At 64.7% G+C, this 12,736-nt stretch carries 14 protein-coding genes; 9 read left to right on the top strand and 5 right to left on the bottom strand.

From position 1 onward, the window contains the following. Positions 1-61: 61 nt before the first annotated feature. The gene (locus ACVWW6_RS27960; RefSeq protein ID WP_456681738.1) at positions 62-412 is read left to right on the top strand and encodes a hypothetical protein; all 351 of its coding nucleotides are present in this window, start codon (positions 62-64) and stop codon (positions 410-412) included. Next, on the top strand, positions 357-902 hold the full coding sequence (locus ACVWW6_RS27955; RefSeq protein ID WP_028173939.1) for a hypothetical protein: 546 nt from the start codon (positions 357-359) through the stop codon (positions 900-902). Before ACVWW6_RS27960 ends, ACVWW6_RS27955 begins: the two co-directional genes overlap by 56 nt. A gap of 52 nt (positions 903-954) precedes the next feature. On the opposite strand, the gene ACVWW6_RS27950 is transcribed toward ACVWW6_RS27955, so the two are convergent. After that, a complete protein-coding gene (locus ACVWW6_RS27950; protein WP_456681737.1) occupies positions 955-1,353 on the bottom strand; it encodes a RidA family protein in 399 nt (132 codons plus the stop codon). Positions 1,354-1,500: 147 nt separating this feature from the next. Here ACVWW6_RS27950 and ACVWW6_RS27945 point away from each other — a divergent pair, with 147 nt between their 5' ends. Next, positions 1,501-2,376, top strand: a complete 876-nt coding sequence (locus ACVWW6_RS27945) for a DMT family transporter (RefSeq protein ID WP_161534878.1) — start codon at positions 1,501-1,503, stop codon at positions 2,374-2,376. Between the two features lie 201 nt (positions 2,377-2,577). Next, positions 2,578-4,005 carry a caspase family protein gene (locus ACVWW6_RS27940; RefSeq protein WP_028173937.1) on the top strand — a complete coding sequence of 476 codons (1,428 nt, stop codon included), beginning with the start codon at positions 2,578-2,580 and terminating at the stop codon, positions 4,003-4,005. A 76-nt stretch (positions 4,006-4,081) separates the two neighbouring features. On the opposite strand, the gene ACVWW6_RS27935 is transcribed toward ACVWW6_RS27940, so the two are convergent. Both ACVWW6_RS27935 and cysK read right to left on the bottom strand, forming a co-directional pair. After that, positions 4,082-4,321: a BrnA antitoxin family protein gene (locus ACVWW6_RS27935; protein WP_456681736.1), complete on the bottom strand. Its 240-nt coding sequence runs from the start codon at positions 4,319-4,321 to the stop codon at positions 4,082-4,084. A gap of 3 nt (positions 4,322-4,324) precedes the next feature. Then, positions 4,325-5,302, bottom strand: a complete 978-nt coding sequence (gene cysK / locus ACVWW6_RS27930) for a cysteine synthase A (protein ID WP_304553611.1) — start codon at positions 5,300-5,302, stop codon at positions 4,325-4,327. Between the two features lie 223 nt (positions 5,303-5,525). Here cysK and ACVWW6_RS27925 point away from each other — a divergent pair, with 223 nt between their 5' ends. After that, positions 5,526-5,744, top strand: coding sequence for a hypothetical protein (locus ACVWW6_RS27925; protein WP_028171894.1), 219 nt, complete (start codon positions 5,526-5,528; stop codon positions 5,742-5,744). Between the two features lie 3 nt (positions 5,745-5,747). Here ACVWW6_RS27925 and tgt read toward each other — a convergent pair whose 3' ends face one another. Next, a complete protein-coding gene (gene tgt / locus ACVWW6_RS27920) occupies positions 5,748-6,905 on the bottom strand; it encodes a tRNA guanosine(34) transglycosylase Tgt (protein WP_456681735.1) in 1,158 nt (385 codons plus the stop codon). A 192-nt stretch (positions 6,906-7,097) separates the two neighbouring features. Here tgt and ACVWW6_RS27915 point away from each other — a divergent pair, with 192 nt between their 5' ends. From ACVWW6_RS27915 to ACVWW6_RS27900, 4 genes are all read left to right on the top strand, one after another. Then, positions 7,098-8,306 carry a patatin-like phospholipase family protein gene (locus ACVWW6_RS27915; protein WP_456681734.1) on the top strand — a complete coding sequence of 403 codons (1,209 nt, stop codon included), beginning with the start codon at positions 7,098-7,100 and terminating at the stop codon, positions 8,304-8,306. A gap of 127 nt (positions 8,307-8,433) precedes the next feature. Continuing rightward, positions 8,434-9,192 carry a TetR/AcrR family transcriptional regulator gene (locus tag ACVWW6_RS27910; protein WP_404522274.1) on the top strand — a complete coding sequence of 253 codons (759 nt, stop codon included), beginning with the start codon at positions 8,434-8,436 and terminating at the stop codon, positions 9,190-9,192. 251 nt (positions 9,193-9,443) lie between these two features. Further along, positions 9,444-10,049 (top strand): PepSY domain-containing protein, encoded by a 606-nt coding sequence (locus ACVWW6_RS27905; RefSeq protein ID WP_456681733.1) that lies wholly within the window; start codon positions 9,444-9,446, stop codon positions 10,047-10,049. A 283-nt stretch (positions 10,050-10,332) separates the two neighbouring features. Next, a complete protein-coding gene (locus tag ACVWW6_RS27900) occupies positions 10,333-11,370 on the top strand; it encodes an aspartate-semialdehyde dehydrogenase (RefSeq protein WP_028171889.1) in 1,038 nt (345 codons plus the stop codon). A 49-nt stretch (positions 11,371-11,419) separates the two neighbouring features. Here ACVWW6_RS27900 and ACVWW6_RS27895 read toward each other — a convergent pair whose 3' ends face one another. Further along, positions 11,420-12,550 (bottom strand): acyltransferase family protein, encoded by a 1,131-nt coding sequence (locus ACVWW6_RS27895; protein ID WP_456681732.1) that lies wholly within the window; start codon positions 12,548-12,550, stop codon positions 11,420-11,422. Between the last annotated feature and the right edge of the window lie 186 nt (positions 12,551-12,736).

Raw genomic sequence — 12,736 nt, 5'->3', positions numbered from 1 at the left:
TTTCCGTCACATTTCGTCCGAATAAGCGTCAGGATATCAGACAAATTCAAGGACGGAATTCATGCGTTTTGGTCGCATCGCGGCGTTCTGTGCCGCTTCAGTTTTCGCCGGCACCCTCGCCGCCACCGCCTTCGCCCAGACCCCCTATGACGGCAACTGGCAGGTCACCATCGTGACCAAGTCCGGTTCCTGCGAGCCGACCGCAAGCTCCATGCTGACAGTCGCCGACGGCAGGATCACCGCGCCCGGCGCTAACGTTTCCGGCACCATCGGCAGCGGGGGACTTGTGAAAGTTTCGATCAATGGTGCATATGCCAACGGTCAACTCAGCGGCAACGCCGGATCGGGGAAGTGGAATGGAGCATCTGCAGGCATACCGTGCAGCGGGCGGTGGGAAGCATCGCGCCAATAAACCAATCGAGACTCGCGCCGGAGGCCGGCGGCTGCTGATCGCGGCCGCCGTTTTGCTTGCGGCAGCGTTCGCGAACACTGAAAGCAAGGCCCAGTCCGGCCCGTTTGCCCCGCTCGCGGGCAGCTGGAGCGGCGGCGGGATCGTCACCCTGGATGACGGCTCCACCGAACGCATCCGTTGCCGGGCCAAATATGCTCCGATCGGGCCCACCATGGAGATGTCGCTGACCTGTGCCAGCGACGCCTACAAGTTCAACCTCGCCGCCAACGTCCGGTCCGAAGGCAGCGCCATTACCGGCGGTTGGAGCGAGGCCAGCCGTAACATCAGCGGCTCGCTCCAGGGCCGCGGTGGCGGTGGAAGTTTCGAGGTGGTCGCCAGCGCCGCTGGTTTCAACGCAAACATCTCGCTGCGGACCTCCGGCAACAAGCAGACGGTCACGATGCGCGCGGACAGCCAGTTCCGCGGCGCCAACATCTCGATGTCGCGCTAAGCCAGTACGACGACACGACAATCGATCCGGCGCGCGCGCCGGATCGATTTTTTTATGCACTGGGAACGAACGCCGTCACCTCGATCTCGACCTTGGCCCGGTCGTCGACGAGGCCTCCGATGTAGAGCAGCGTCGAAGGCGGGAAATTGCGGCCCAGCGTCTCCTTCCAGGCCGCGCCGATGCCGGCGCCTGCGGCCTCATATTCGCTGCGGCTGGTCAGGTACCAGGTTAGGCGGACGATGTGCTCGGGGCCGGCGCCGGCCTCGCCCAGCAGCTTGATGATCCGCTTCAGCGCGGTTGCGACCTGGCCCGCCATGTCAGGGGCGTATTCGCCCGCCTCGTCGCCGCCGGTCTGCCCGGCAAGCACCACCCAGCGGCCCGGCCCCTCGGCCACGACGCCATGGGAAAAGCCGCGCGGTTTTTTCCATTCGTCCGGCTGCAGGATACGCATGAGCTGTTTCTCCGATTTCGCTCGTTGGCCCTCCCTTAGCACGCACCCGTGCATCGCTGCATCCGCAGTTTTGGCCGTTGCAAACCGTATTGATGTCGCGGATACCAGCCTGCCCTCCAACGCCCTTTCCTTCCGCATCGCGCGCCAATGACCACTCCTCCGTCCAAAACGATGGCTGCATTGTGGATGGCCGGGTGGCTGTCGCTGACCCTGGTGATGGCGGTCGCGGGACGCGAGGCCGTGCGCGAGATGAACGTCTTCCAGGTGATGGAGGTTCGCTCGCTGCTCGGCCTCTGCATGCTGTATCCGATGATCCGGCGCGCCGGCGGATTCGGGACGCTCAGGACGAGGCGCCTGCCGCAGCACATCGCGCGCAATCTGATCCACTACGTCTCACAGCTCGGCTGGTTCTTCGCGCTGACGCTGATTCCGATCGGCCAGGTGGTGGCAATCGAGTTCACGATGCCGATCTGGACGGCGATCCTCGCCGCGAGCTTTCTGTCGGAGCGCATGACCTCGTGGAAGATCGCTGCGATCGTGCTCGGCCTCGTCGGCGTGATCGTCATCGTGCGGCCCGCGACCGGCGAGATCAATCAGGGCCAGTTGATCGCGCTCGGCGCCGCGGTCGGGTTCGGCGTGTCCATGGCGTTGGTGAAATCGCTCACCCGGACCGAGAGCGCGCTGGCGGTCCTGTTCTGGATGCTGGTCGTGCAGTCGGTCGCAGGCTTCCTGCCGACGCTCTATGTCTGGGCCTGGCCGCCCACTTATGTCTGGGGTTGGGTGGCGGTGATCTCGGTCTGCGGCACGTTCGCGCATTATTGCCTCGCCAGCGCCATGCGCTACGCGGACGCGACGGTGGTGGTTCCGATGGACTTCCTGCGGGTTCCTCTCACCGCGACGGCCGGCTGGCTGCTGTATTCAGAACGGCTCGACGGCTGGACCGTGCTCGGGGCGGCGCTGATCCTGTTCGGCAACCTCCTGAATCTGAAGCCGGCGGCCCCGATTCCGGCCCGCGCGCAGTGAACCGGCGCGCGGCCTCGCGCGACAAAAACAAAGTGGTCGAACGTGATCTGGATCACGTTAGAAGGGGCATTCCATCGTGCACATTCGGCCGCGAAGCAGTGGGTTGGGCGAACCGTCGTTTCGCTAGCGCGAAGCCGGGCATTTTCGTGTAGGTTCGTCGCCAATTTGTTGCTGCCTGCAATTCGATTCTGGGGATTTCAGATGCGCTATCTCACCCTCATCGCCTCGCTGATGTGCATGGCACTGTCGGTCAGTGCCGCGAAGGCGGACCGCCGTGTTGCTTTCGTCGTCGGCAACGGTTCCTACAAGAACGTCGCGCAATTGCCGAACCCGCCGATCGACGCCAAGGCGATGGCGGCGACGCTGCGCAATGTCGGCTTCGACGTGATCGAAGGGTCCAATCTCAGCCGCGACCAGATGACGGAAAAGCTGCTCGACTTCGGCCGCAAGGCGCAGGGCTCCGACATCGCATTGTTCTACTATGCCGGTCACGGCATCGCCGTCGGCGGCACCAACTACCTGCTGCCGGTTGACGCCGACATCAAGTCGGAGATGGACGTCAAGCTGGGCGCTGCGATCAACATCGACCTGACACTCGAGCAGACCATGGGCGATGCCAAGGTCAAGCTCGTCTTCCTCGATGCCTGCCGCGACAATCCGTTCGCCGCCAAGATCAAGTCGAACTCCGCGACCCGCAGCGTCAACGTGCAGAGCGGCCTTGCCGAGATGAAGTCCGGCGAAGGCACGCTGATCGCGTTCGCAACCGGCCCCGGCCAGACCGCGCTCGACGGCCAGGAGGGCAACAACAGCCCGTTCACCCGCGCGCTGATCGACAACATCACCAAGCCCGGCATCGAGATCCAGCAGGCGATGACGTCGGTGCGCGCCCAGGTCAACGAAGAGACCCACAAGGGCCAGCTTCCCTGGGGCCACACCAACCTGATCGGCGCCGTCTATCTCAACCAGGCCCCGACCACCCAGGTTGCCAACGCGGCGCCGACGGCGGCTGGCAGCGTGCCGGCGGCGACTGGCGGCTCGGACGGCGTCGAACTCGAATACTGGCGCTCGGTGAAGGAGTCCAACAAGCCGGAAGAGCTCAACGCCTACCTCTCGGCCTATCCGAACGGCCAGTTCAAGGCCCTGGCGTTGGCGCGGCTTGCCGCGATCAAGAGTGGCCCCTCGACCGCGACGCGCACCCTCAACGCCGGCGTCGATCCTGCGACCTTCACCGATGAGGCCACTCAGATTACCGAGGACCAGATCGGCCTCGACAAGAACCAGCGCCGCGACGTGCAGCGTCGCCTCACCGGCCTCGGCTTCGACACCAAGCAGACTGGCGTGTTCAGCGACGAGACCCGGACCGTGCTCAAACGCTGGCAGGCCGCGCGCGGCTATCCTTCGTCAGGTTACCTCAACAAGCTCCAGCACAAGGCGCTGCTCTCGGAGGTCGTGGCCGCTCCGCCGACTGCGAGCGACAACAGCCAGAAGGCGGCCCGGCGCGCCAGCGCCCCCGCGGCCAGCAGCGCACCGGCGCCGGCTCCCCAACGCAGCAACCCCGGCGATGCGGCCGGCGCGGCCTTCGTCGGCGGCGTCGTCGGCGGCATGATGGGCGGCATGTTCCGCCGCTGAGGCCAGATCAAACCCCAAATACAAAAGCCCGGCTCGCGCCGGGCTTTTTCGTTGGGCGACCTGGAAAGACCGGGCGCTACTTCCCCGCCGCCTTCCGCAGCGCCTCGTTGATGCGATCTTGCCAGCCGGGACCGCCCTCCTGGAAGAACTCCAACACGTCCTGGTCGATGCGCAGCGTAACCTGCTCCTTGATCCCAGGCGCCGTGTTCTGCTTCGGCGGCGCCGCGGCGACCTTGGCCGTCACCTTCTTGAACGCCGCCTCGGCCTCGGTCCTGGCATCGCCAAGCGTGCGCGGCCGCCTCGGTAGATCCGCCATGTCCTAGATTCCCTCAAACAGAGCCGTCGAAAGATACCGCTCGGAGAAGGACGGTACCACCGCCAGGATGGTTTTTCCCGCAGCTTCCGGCCGCTTGCCGATCTGGAGCGCCGCGGCAATCGCAGCACCCGAGGAGATACCGCCCGGAATGCCCTCGTGCCGCGCCAATGCGCGCGAGGTCTCGATCGCCGTGGTCGAGTTGATTTTGACGATCTCGTCGATCACGGAGCGATCGAGGATATCAGGGACGAAGCCCGCGCCGATGCCCTGGATCTTGTGCGGCGTATGCTGTCCCCCTGATAGCACCGGGCTCTCCTCCGGCTCGACCGCCACCACCCGCAACGAGGCCTTGCGCGGCTTGAGCACCTGGCCGACGCCGGTGATCGTGCCGCCGGTGCCGACGCCTGCTACGAAGAAATCGATGTTGCCGTCGGTGTCGTTCCAGATCTCCTCCGCGGTGGTGCGGCGGTGCACCTCGGGATTGGCGAGGTTCTTGAACTGCTGCGGCATCACCGAGTTCGGCGTCGTCTTCACCAGCTCCTCGGCGGCGGCGATCGCGCCCTTCATGCCTTGTGCGGCCGGCGTCAGCACCAGCTCCGCGCCGAGAAAGGCCAGCATCTTGCGCCGTTCGATCGACATCGATTCCGGCATCACGAGCTTGAGCCGGTAGCCGCGCGAGGCGGCGACGAAGGCGAGTGCGATGCCGGTATTGCCGGAGGTCGGTTCGATCAGCACGGTATCCGGCTTGACGATACCGGCCTTCTCCATGGCGATGATCATGGCCGCGCCGATGCGGTCCTTCACGCTCGCGGCCGGATTGAAATATTCAAGTTTTGCCAAAATCGTCGCGTTCACACCGTGCATGCCCGGCAGCCGTCGCAATCGCACGATCGGCGTGTCGCCAAAAGCTTCGACAATCGAGTCATAGATCCGGCCGCGGCCGGGTTGATGCGCTGCACGCGTGGCGGACGATGCGTCCATGATGAACTCCCTGTAGCGACAATTTGCGCTTCTGCCGTGGCTCTTGCGCAGTTACAGACAGCTTGCGGCGACACGCAAGCGACAATGCGGCACATGTTAAATACGCTGCATCGCAAAATCACGTGAGCTACAAATATCAGAAAACCAACGCTTTTGTGTTGCGACCTCGTCAAGTGATTCTGCTTATGTTAGACTTACGTCTCAAAGCAGGGAGGTCACCACGATGTCAGCAGTTGCTGAAGTGTTGTCGACCGTCGCGCTGAACCGCGATCCGCGTTGTAGCGAGTTGCCCACCTGTCCGGTCTGCGCCGACTCCATGGTCGCCGCCGAAGCATCCGCCTACGTCTCGGACCACATGATCAGCTATCTCTGGACCTGCGACAATTGCGGTTACGGCTTCGTGACCAAGCATGCCGTCAGGCAGCGGATCGTGTGCAACTGACCCTCAGTCGCCCTGGCGCGGGGCGATATCGCCCCTCGCCCAGTCCTCGCGTGTACGCTGGTAGAACTCGTCGAACGTTCCGTGTGCGATCGCGTCCCTGATGCCCTGCATCAGGGACTGATAGTATGCGACATTGATCTCGGACAGCAGCATTGCCCCCAGCGTCTCGCCCGCCTTGACGAGATGATGCAGGTAGGCGCGCGCGTAGCTGCGCGTCGACGGCCATGTGCTTTCTTCGTCGAGCGGACGCGGATCGTCCGCATGACGCGCGTTGCGCAGATTCACCTGACCGAAGCGGGTGAACGCGACGCCGTGGCGGCCATTGCGTGTCGGCATCACGCAATCGAACATGTCGATGCCGCGCTTCACGGCTTCGAGGATGTCGTCGGGCGTGCCGACACCCATCAGATAGCGCGGCCGCTCTTTCGGCAGCATCGGTGCGGTCTCGTCGATCATCGCCAGCATCACCGCCTGCGGTTCGCCGACCGCGAGGCCGCCGATCGCATAGCCGTGGAAGCCGATCGCGACGAGCCCTTCCGCGCTCGCATGACGAAGCTGGGGCACATCGCCGCCCTGCACGATGCCGAACAGCATGTAACCGTCCGGCGCGCTCTCGAAGGCGCGCTTGCTGCGCTCGGCCCAGCGCAGCGACAATTGCATCGCGCGCTCGATATCGGCGTGCTCGGCGGGCAGCCGCACGCATTCGTCCATCTGCATGGCGATGTCGGAGCCGAGGAAACGCTGCACCTCGATCGAGCGCTCCGGCGACAGCTCGACCTTGGCGCCGTCGATATGCGAACGGAAGGTGACGGCGTGCTCGCTGACCTTGCGCAGGTCAGCAAGCGACATCACCTGGAAGCCGCCGGAATCCGTCAGCATCGGCCCATTCCAGCCGGTGAACCGCTGCAAGCCGCCGAGCGCCGCAATCCGCTCGGCGCCGGGGCGCAGCATCAGATGATAGGTGTTGCCGAGCACGATGTCGGCGCCGGCATCGCGCACCTCGCGCCAGTGCATGCCCTTCATGGCCCCGGCGGTTCCGACCGGCATGAAGGCCGGCGTCCGCACCACGCCATGCGGGGTGGTCAGGCGCCCGGTGCGCGCGGCGCCATCGGTGGCGAGCAGTTCGAAATGATTGGGGAGAGCTGCGTCAGGACGATTCATGGCGGTGCTTATTGCGTGTCGGAGAAGGCCGATCAACCCGCGGGACCGCACTTCGGCCGGCCTGTGCCTCAGGCTGGGACACAAGTGGCCCCCGGATAGGGTCTCCGCCACCCTTGTTAAACAAAACGATACCGTGTAGTTTTATCGTGGGGGCCGGACGAGATGCCGCGGCGAGTTTGCCGGCGGCGGTAGATGCGTGATCGCCAGCCACCGACGATGCCCTTCCCTTCATATTCGACTGACGTGTCCGTCCCTTCATATGGCCGGGGCAGGCAGACAGGCGCCCGCCTGATCGGGTTCCTGGTCCTGGCGTGCAGCCTGGCGCTTGGCGCCTGCACCTCGCTGCCCCGCGCGCCCTACACCGCCGCCGAGGCCAGCACGTCGCGCGTGCTCGATATCGATGGCCTCCGGCGCTACGCCGACGACCCCGTCACGAAGTTCAGCTTCGAGAAGGACAACAGCAACGCGTCAAAGTCCTATCTGGCGCTCTCCGGGGGCGGTGCGGACGGTGCCTATGGCGTCGGCGTGCTCAACGGCTGGACCGCGGCCAGAACCCGCCCCACCTTCTCGGTCGTCTCCGGCGTGAGCACCGGCGGACTGATCGCGCCCTTTGCGTTTCTCGGCCCGCAATACGACGACACGTTGAAGGAGGTCTACACCAGCGGCATCGCGGAAAGCCTCCTGAACGACCCCAGCATCATCCGCGTGCTGTTCGGATCCGGCCTGTTCGGCAACACAAGGCTGCGCGAACTGGTCGCCCGCTATGTCGGGCCCGAGATCATGGCGCAAGTCGCGCGCGAGAATGCCAAGGGCCGAAGGCTATTGGTGGTGACGACCGATCTCGACACCCAGCGCACCGCGATCTGGAACATGGGCAAGATCGCCGAGATCGGCACGCCCGAGGCGCTCAAACTGTTTCGCGACGTGATGGCGGCCTCCGCCAGCATTCCCCTGGTGTTTCCACCGATCATGATCGACGCCGAAGGCCAGGGCCGCAGGTTTCAGGAGATGCACGTCGACGGCGGCGTGACGGCCCCGGTGCTGACGCTGCCGGAAGCCTTGCTCTTCCAGGGCAGCCGCCTGCCGGGCAGTGCGAAGATGGACATCTACATCCTCGTCAACAAGAAGATCGAACGCAACTTCGAGCTCGTGTCCAACAGCACCGTCGATGTCGCCTCACGCAGCCTGTCGTCGATCACCCAGTCGCAGACGCGCTCGATCATCTTCTCGACCTACGATTTCGCCAGGCGCAACCATTTGGGCTTCCATCTCTCCTACATCGCGCGCGACTACCCCGCAGCGCCTTCGGAAGGATTCGACACCGCCTATATGCGGGCGCTGTATCAGTACGGATATGAGAAGGCGGCCGCGGGCCAGGCCTGGACGTCGGCGCTGCCATGAGACCCCGGTGCCGGAACGAGGTCGTATCGAGACCGTTGACGATAAGGCCAATTCGGCCAGATTCGCGATGACGCCCCGGTTGCTGCGCGTTATAGAGGCAGTGACGACCGCGCAGGAATCATTGGGCATGGGATTGACTGCGACAAAGACAAGACCGGCAGCAGCACGGCGCGAGGTGCCGAAATCACGCGGCGGCCGGCCGACCAAGACCGCCGCGATCGAGCGCGATCAGCGGCTGATCGAGGTCGCCACCCGCCTGTTCCTGGATCGCGGCTTCGACGCCACCTCGCTCGATGCGGTTGCGGAAGCGGCACGGGTGAGCAAGCCGACCGTCTATTCCCGTTACGGCGACAAGCGTGGCCTGTTCGCCGCCGTGCTGAGGCGCGAGATCGCGCGCTGGCTTGCGCCGCTGTCGGCGGCCGCCGAGACGCAGCTCAGCAGCGCCTCGGACATCCCCGTCGAGCAGCGGCTGGTCGAGATCGGGCGCGAGATGCTGAGCTTCACCTGCGGGCCCGATGCCGTCGCCTTCAGCCGCATGATGACGTCACAGGCCATCAACTTCCCCGATGTCGCCAAGCTCGGCATGGAGGAAGGCTGGCTCAAGGCTGTCGCCACGACGGCACGCTTCTTCGACCATCTGGTGGCGCAAGGCGCGCTCGACCTCGACGACACCACCATCGCAGCGGAAGTGTTTCTCGACGTCGTCGTCGGTCATACCCACCGCATGGCGACATTCGGAACGGCACTGGAGTTGAAGTCCGCGGAAAAGCGGATGCGTACCGCGATCAAGCTGTTCCTGGCCGGCGCGCTGGGTCCGGCCGACCGCGTCCAGGAAACTTCAAGAGACGCCACCAAGGGCACGCCGCGGCGACGCCCATCCCGCTGACAATTCCGTGAGGTTGCGATCTATCCCCTGGGGGAACACGCCCTCGCCATTGACCAAAATAAAACGATACGGTATGGTTTAGTTAAGTCGGTACGGGCCGCTTTTTTCACCAGCCCCAAAAGAGGTCGGTACCGCTTCGATCGCCGCGGCGGGTACAGCCCGCCGCGGCGCTCCGCGGCCGGCCGATGCCCAAGGCCGGCCGCGAATTCTTTACGATCATCCGGCACACTCGCTGGCCGAGGGTTTCGAGCATGACGACAGCCAAACGATGGACCTCACGACTGCTTGCGATCGCCCTGCCCGCGCTGCTCCTCGCAGCGCCCGCGCGGGCAATCGTGACCGCAGGCACACCGACCGCGCTTCACAGCGACACAGATGGTGACGCTGAGGCGGACCGCCAAGCGGTCAGCCGCGAGATCGAGCGCTTCCGCGGTTCGTCGATCTCGATCAGCCAGGCCATGGCTCTCGCAGAGTCCCGCCACGCCGGCGCCACCACGGCGGACGTGAGTTTCGACGGCGCCTCCGGCGTGCCGGCGGTCTACCGGGTGAAGACGCTGCACAACGACCGGATCTGGCGCCACACCATCAATGCCGCGACCGGCGAGTTCGTCGGCGGAGAGGCCGCCCTGCCCCTTGCCGAGCTCGACCGCGACGATCGCAGCAACCTCGCAGCACTCGGCGCGATCCGGCACCGCCTTGCGGATGCCGTGCGCGTCGCCGAGCAGGCAGCGTCGGGCAAGGCGATCAGCGGCGGCCTCGTGCGCGAACGTGGCCGGCTCAATTTCGCGATCGTCGTGATCAGCGGCGACGACCTCAAGGAGGTCATCCTCGAGCCGCCGGGCGCCCGAACGAAGTAGAGACGGCTCCCGGCCGGCGGCCACAATCCCGCCGAAAAGCCATTGACGGACGCAAGACTCTCCCCCATAAGTCGCCGCCATGTTCACGACCACCAAACGCACGACCAAAACCACCACGGCCTTCGGGGCCCGGGGAGGCGTGCGCGCGTAGTCGTCGACTGAAACGCATCAGCTCTACCGAAGCCCCGCCCTCGATGGTCCGGGGCTTTTTTGTTGTCTAAAGCTCACAGCATGATCCGGAAAAGTGGAATCCGGTTTTCCGACGAGATCATGCTCAACTTGAATGGAGGAGAATGTGAGTAACGATCCCGTCGTCGCGATTGTCGGCGTCACCGGTGCGGTGGGCGCCGAATTCATCGCCACCATGGACAAGCGTGGTTTCCGCGTCGGCAAGCTCAAGGCGCTGGCCAGCGCCCGCTCCGCCGGCAAGACGGTGTCGTTCCGCGGGCAAAACGTGGTCATCGAGGAACTGACCGAGCGCGCCTTCGAGGGTGTCGATATCGCCCTGTTCTCCGCCGGCGGCAGCATCTCGAAGAAGTATGCGCCGCTCGCGGTCAAGGCCGGCGCGGTCGTGGTCGACAACTCCTCCGCCTTCCGGATGGATCCGAACGTGCCGCTGGTGATCCCCGAGATCAACGCGAACCGCATCCGCGACCACAAGGGCATCATCGCCAACCCGAACTGCGCCGCGATCACCGCGCTGGTGCCGCTCTGGCCGATCCACCAGAAGAACCGCATCAAGCGCGTGATCATCTCGACCTACCAGGCGGCCTCCGGCGCCGGCGCCGCCGCGATGGAGGAGCTCGTCGAGTCCACCCGCGCCAATCTCAACGGGCAGGTCTATACGCCCAAGGTGATGCCGCACCCCTACGCCTTCAATCTCTTCAACCACAACACCGCGGTTGACCCTGAGACCGGGTACAACGACGAAGAGACCAAGGTCATCAAGGAAACCCGCAAGATCTTCGAGGATGAGACCATCGCCGTCGGCGTCACCTGCGTCCGCGTGCCGGTGCTGCGCGCCCATTGCGAGGCCATCACGTTCGAATGCGAGAAGCCGATCAGCGAGGATCAGGTCCGCGCCATCATGGCGCAGGCGCCCGGCGTGAAGATCGTCGACGACCGCGTGAAGAACCACTTCCCGATGCCGATCGACGCCTCGGGCCAGGATGACGTCCTGGTCGGCCGCATCCGCAAGGATCTCAGCGATCCCACGGGGCATTCGATCTCGATGTTCGTCGCGGCGGATCAGCTGCTCAAGGGTGCCGCGCTGAACGCGGTGCAGATCGCGGAGCTTTTGCCGCAGCGCGTGATGGCGTAAGCCGACCAGCGGGACAGGCGGCGTCAAGCGTCCGCCTGTCTCGCGTCTCCTACGCCAGCCCCTTCAACGCCTGTTTCATCGTAAGCCTGACAGGAACATCGACGAAGACGGTGGCCGCGTACGCCACCGCTGCAACAACCGGTATCGCGACAAGCCCGACAAGGGCGGATTGAACCTCAATATGTCGCGCGCAGGCCTCCACGGCGTGGAACGTCACGACCTGGAGAACATAGATCCCGTAGGAAAGCAGTCCGAGGGTCTGCATCGTGTTTGCCAATGCGCCCCGCGGCGGATCGAAACGCGCGCAGATCGTGATGGCCAGCGGAAATACGACGATGACGGAGAACAGGCTCAGCGCGAGATCGAGACTGCTCGGAAAATCCATCGCAAGGATGGCGGTGACGAGAGCAAACGCGCTGATCGCGAATCCGGGGCGCGCCGCCGGCAATCGGGCCGTTTCGTAGAAGCGGTAGACCAGGACGCCCGCAAAGAACGAGAACCCGACCCGGATCACGCCGGCGCCGAAAGTTTCCCAAGTCGGTCCGCCCCCCAGGACACCTCGCTTGTCGGCTTCGATGCCGAACCCAAGCCACCCCATCGTGGCGCAGACCACGAGCGCGAGCGCGAAGCCGCCGACGAGCCAGATCACGGATTTCGTATCGAGCCGCTTTCCGAGAGCCGCAAATAGCAGATTTGCCGCAACTTCAAAGAACAGCGACCAGGCGGCGAAGTTGAACGGGTACAGATCGGCATCGAGATGGGCGGGATTAGGGGTCGGCAGCATCAGCGCGCTGCAAAGGAGGCCGAGGATCGTTTGCGCCCGGTCCGGCGCTCCAGCTGCAAGCTGCCCGAGGAGAAACGGCAATGAGAGGATGAATGCCAGGGCGTACAACGGGTATAGCCGCTGGAGTCTCGCGAGCATGAAGGAGCGAACCGACAATCCCTGGCGGAAGCGTCTTCGATAGGCGTGCTCCAGCACGAAGCCCGACAGAACGAAGAACAGGTCGACAGCCAGGTAGCTATTCCCCATCCACCCGGTCGACGCAGCCGGGCCTTCCCAGAGGAAAGGAGCATGTCGCAGCGCAACCATGATCGCCGCGACACCGCGCAATCCGTCAAGCGCAACGAACGTTCGTTCCGTGAACAGTGCCGTATCGGTGCGCGCTGCCGGGGTCGGCAAGTTTACGGTTCCTCAACTGATCGACGCCGTCGATTGGCGGGCCCTCCCCGCGCAGCAAAACGCCCGCATCAGCCGGGCAGGCGTCTCCACCGCTCATCAAACGGCATGACGGTAGGCTCAATTGCTTGCGAAACAGCAAAGATGGATCGAGATTCCCGGGGGGAAACGGTGTGCAATCGCCGTGCC

This window comes from Bradyrhizobium sp. USDA 3311 (assembly GCF_054062495.1).
Note: the sequence above shows the minus strand (reverse complement) of the source record. Positions and strands in the feature narration are given on the sequence as shown.

What these genes read in the sequence shown, in the direction of transcription:
- ACVWW6_RS27960 (WP_456681738.1), top strand. Translation starts at nt 62, where the DNA reads ATGCGTTTTGGTCGCATCGCGGCGTTCTGTGCCGCTTCAGTTTTCGCC.
- ACVWW6_RS27955 (WP_028173939.1), top strand. Translation starts at nt 357, where the DNA reads ATGGAGCATCTGCAGGCATACCGTGCAGCGGGCGGTGGGAAGCATCGC.
- ACVWW6_RS27950 (WP_456681737.1), bottom strand. Translation starts at nt 1,353, where the DNA reads ATGCGTATCCTGCAGCCGGACGAATGGAAAAAACCGCGCGGCTTTTCC.
- ACVWW6_RS27945 (WP_161534878.1), top strand. Translation starts at nt 1,501, where the DNA reads ATGACCACTCCTCCGTCCAAAACGATGGCTGCATTGTGGATGGCCGGG.
- ACVWW6_RS27940 (WP_028173937.1), top strand. Translation starts at nt 2,578, where the DNA reads ATGCGCTATCTCACCCTCATCGCCTCGCTGATGTGCATGGCACTGTCG.
- ACVWW6_RS27935 (WP_456681736.1), bottom strand. Translation starts at nt 4,321, where the DNA reads ATGGCGGATCTACCGAGGCGGCCGCGCACGCTTGGCGATGCCAGGACC.
- cysK (WP_304553611.1), bottom strand. Translation starts at nt 5,302, where the DNA reads ATGGACGCATCGTCCGCCACGCGTGCAGCGCATCAACCCGGCCGCGGC.
- ACVWW6_RS27925 (WP_028171894.1), top strand. Translation starts at nt 5,526, where the DNA reads ATGTCAGCAGTTGCTGAAGTGTTGTCGACCGTCGCGCTGAACCGCGAT.
- tgt (WP_456681735.1), bottom strand. Translation starts at nt 6,905, where the DNA reads ATGAATCGTCCTGACGCAGCTCTCCCCAATCATTTCGAACTGCTCGCC.
- ACVWW6_RS27915 (WP_456681734.1), top strand. Translation starts at nt 7,098, where the DNA reads ATGCGTGATCGCCAGCCACCGACGATGCCCTTCCCTTCATATTCGACT.
- ACVWW6_RS27910 (WP_404522274.1), top strand. Translation starts at nt 8,434, where the DNA reads ATGGGATTGACTGCGACAAAGACAAGACCGGCAGCAGCACGGCGCGAG.
- ACVWW6_RS27905 (WP_456681733.1), top strand. Translation starts at nt 9,444, where the DNA reads ATGACGACAGCCAAACGATGGACCTCACGACTGCTTGCGATCGCCCTG.
- ACVWW6_RS27900 (WP_028171889.1), top strand. Translation starts at nt 10,333, where the DNA reads ATGGAGGAGAATGTGAGTAACGATCCCGTCGTCGCGATTGTCGGCGTC.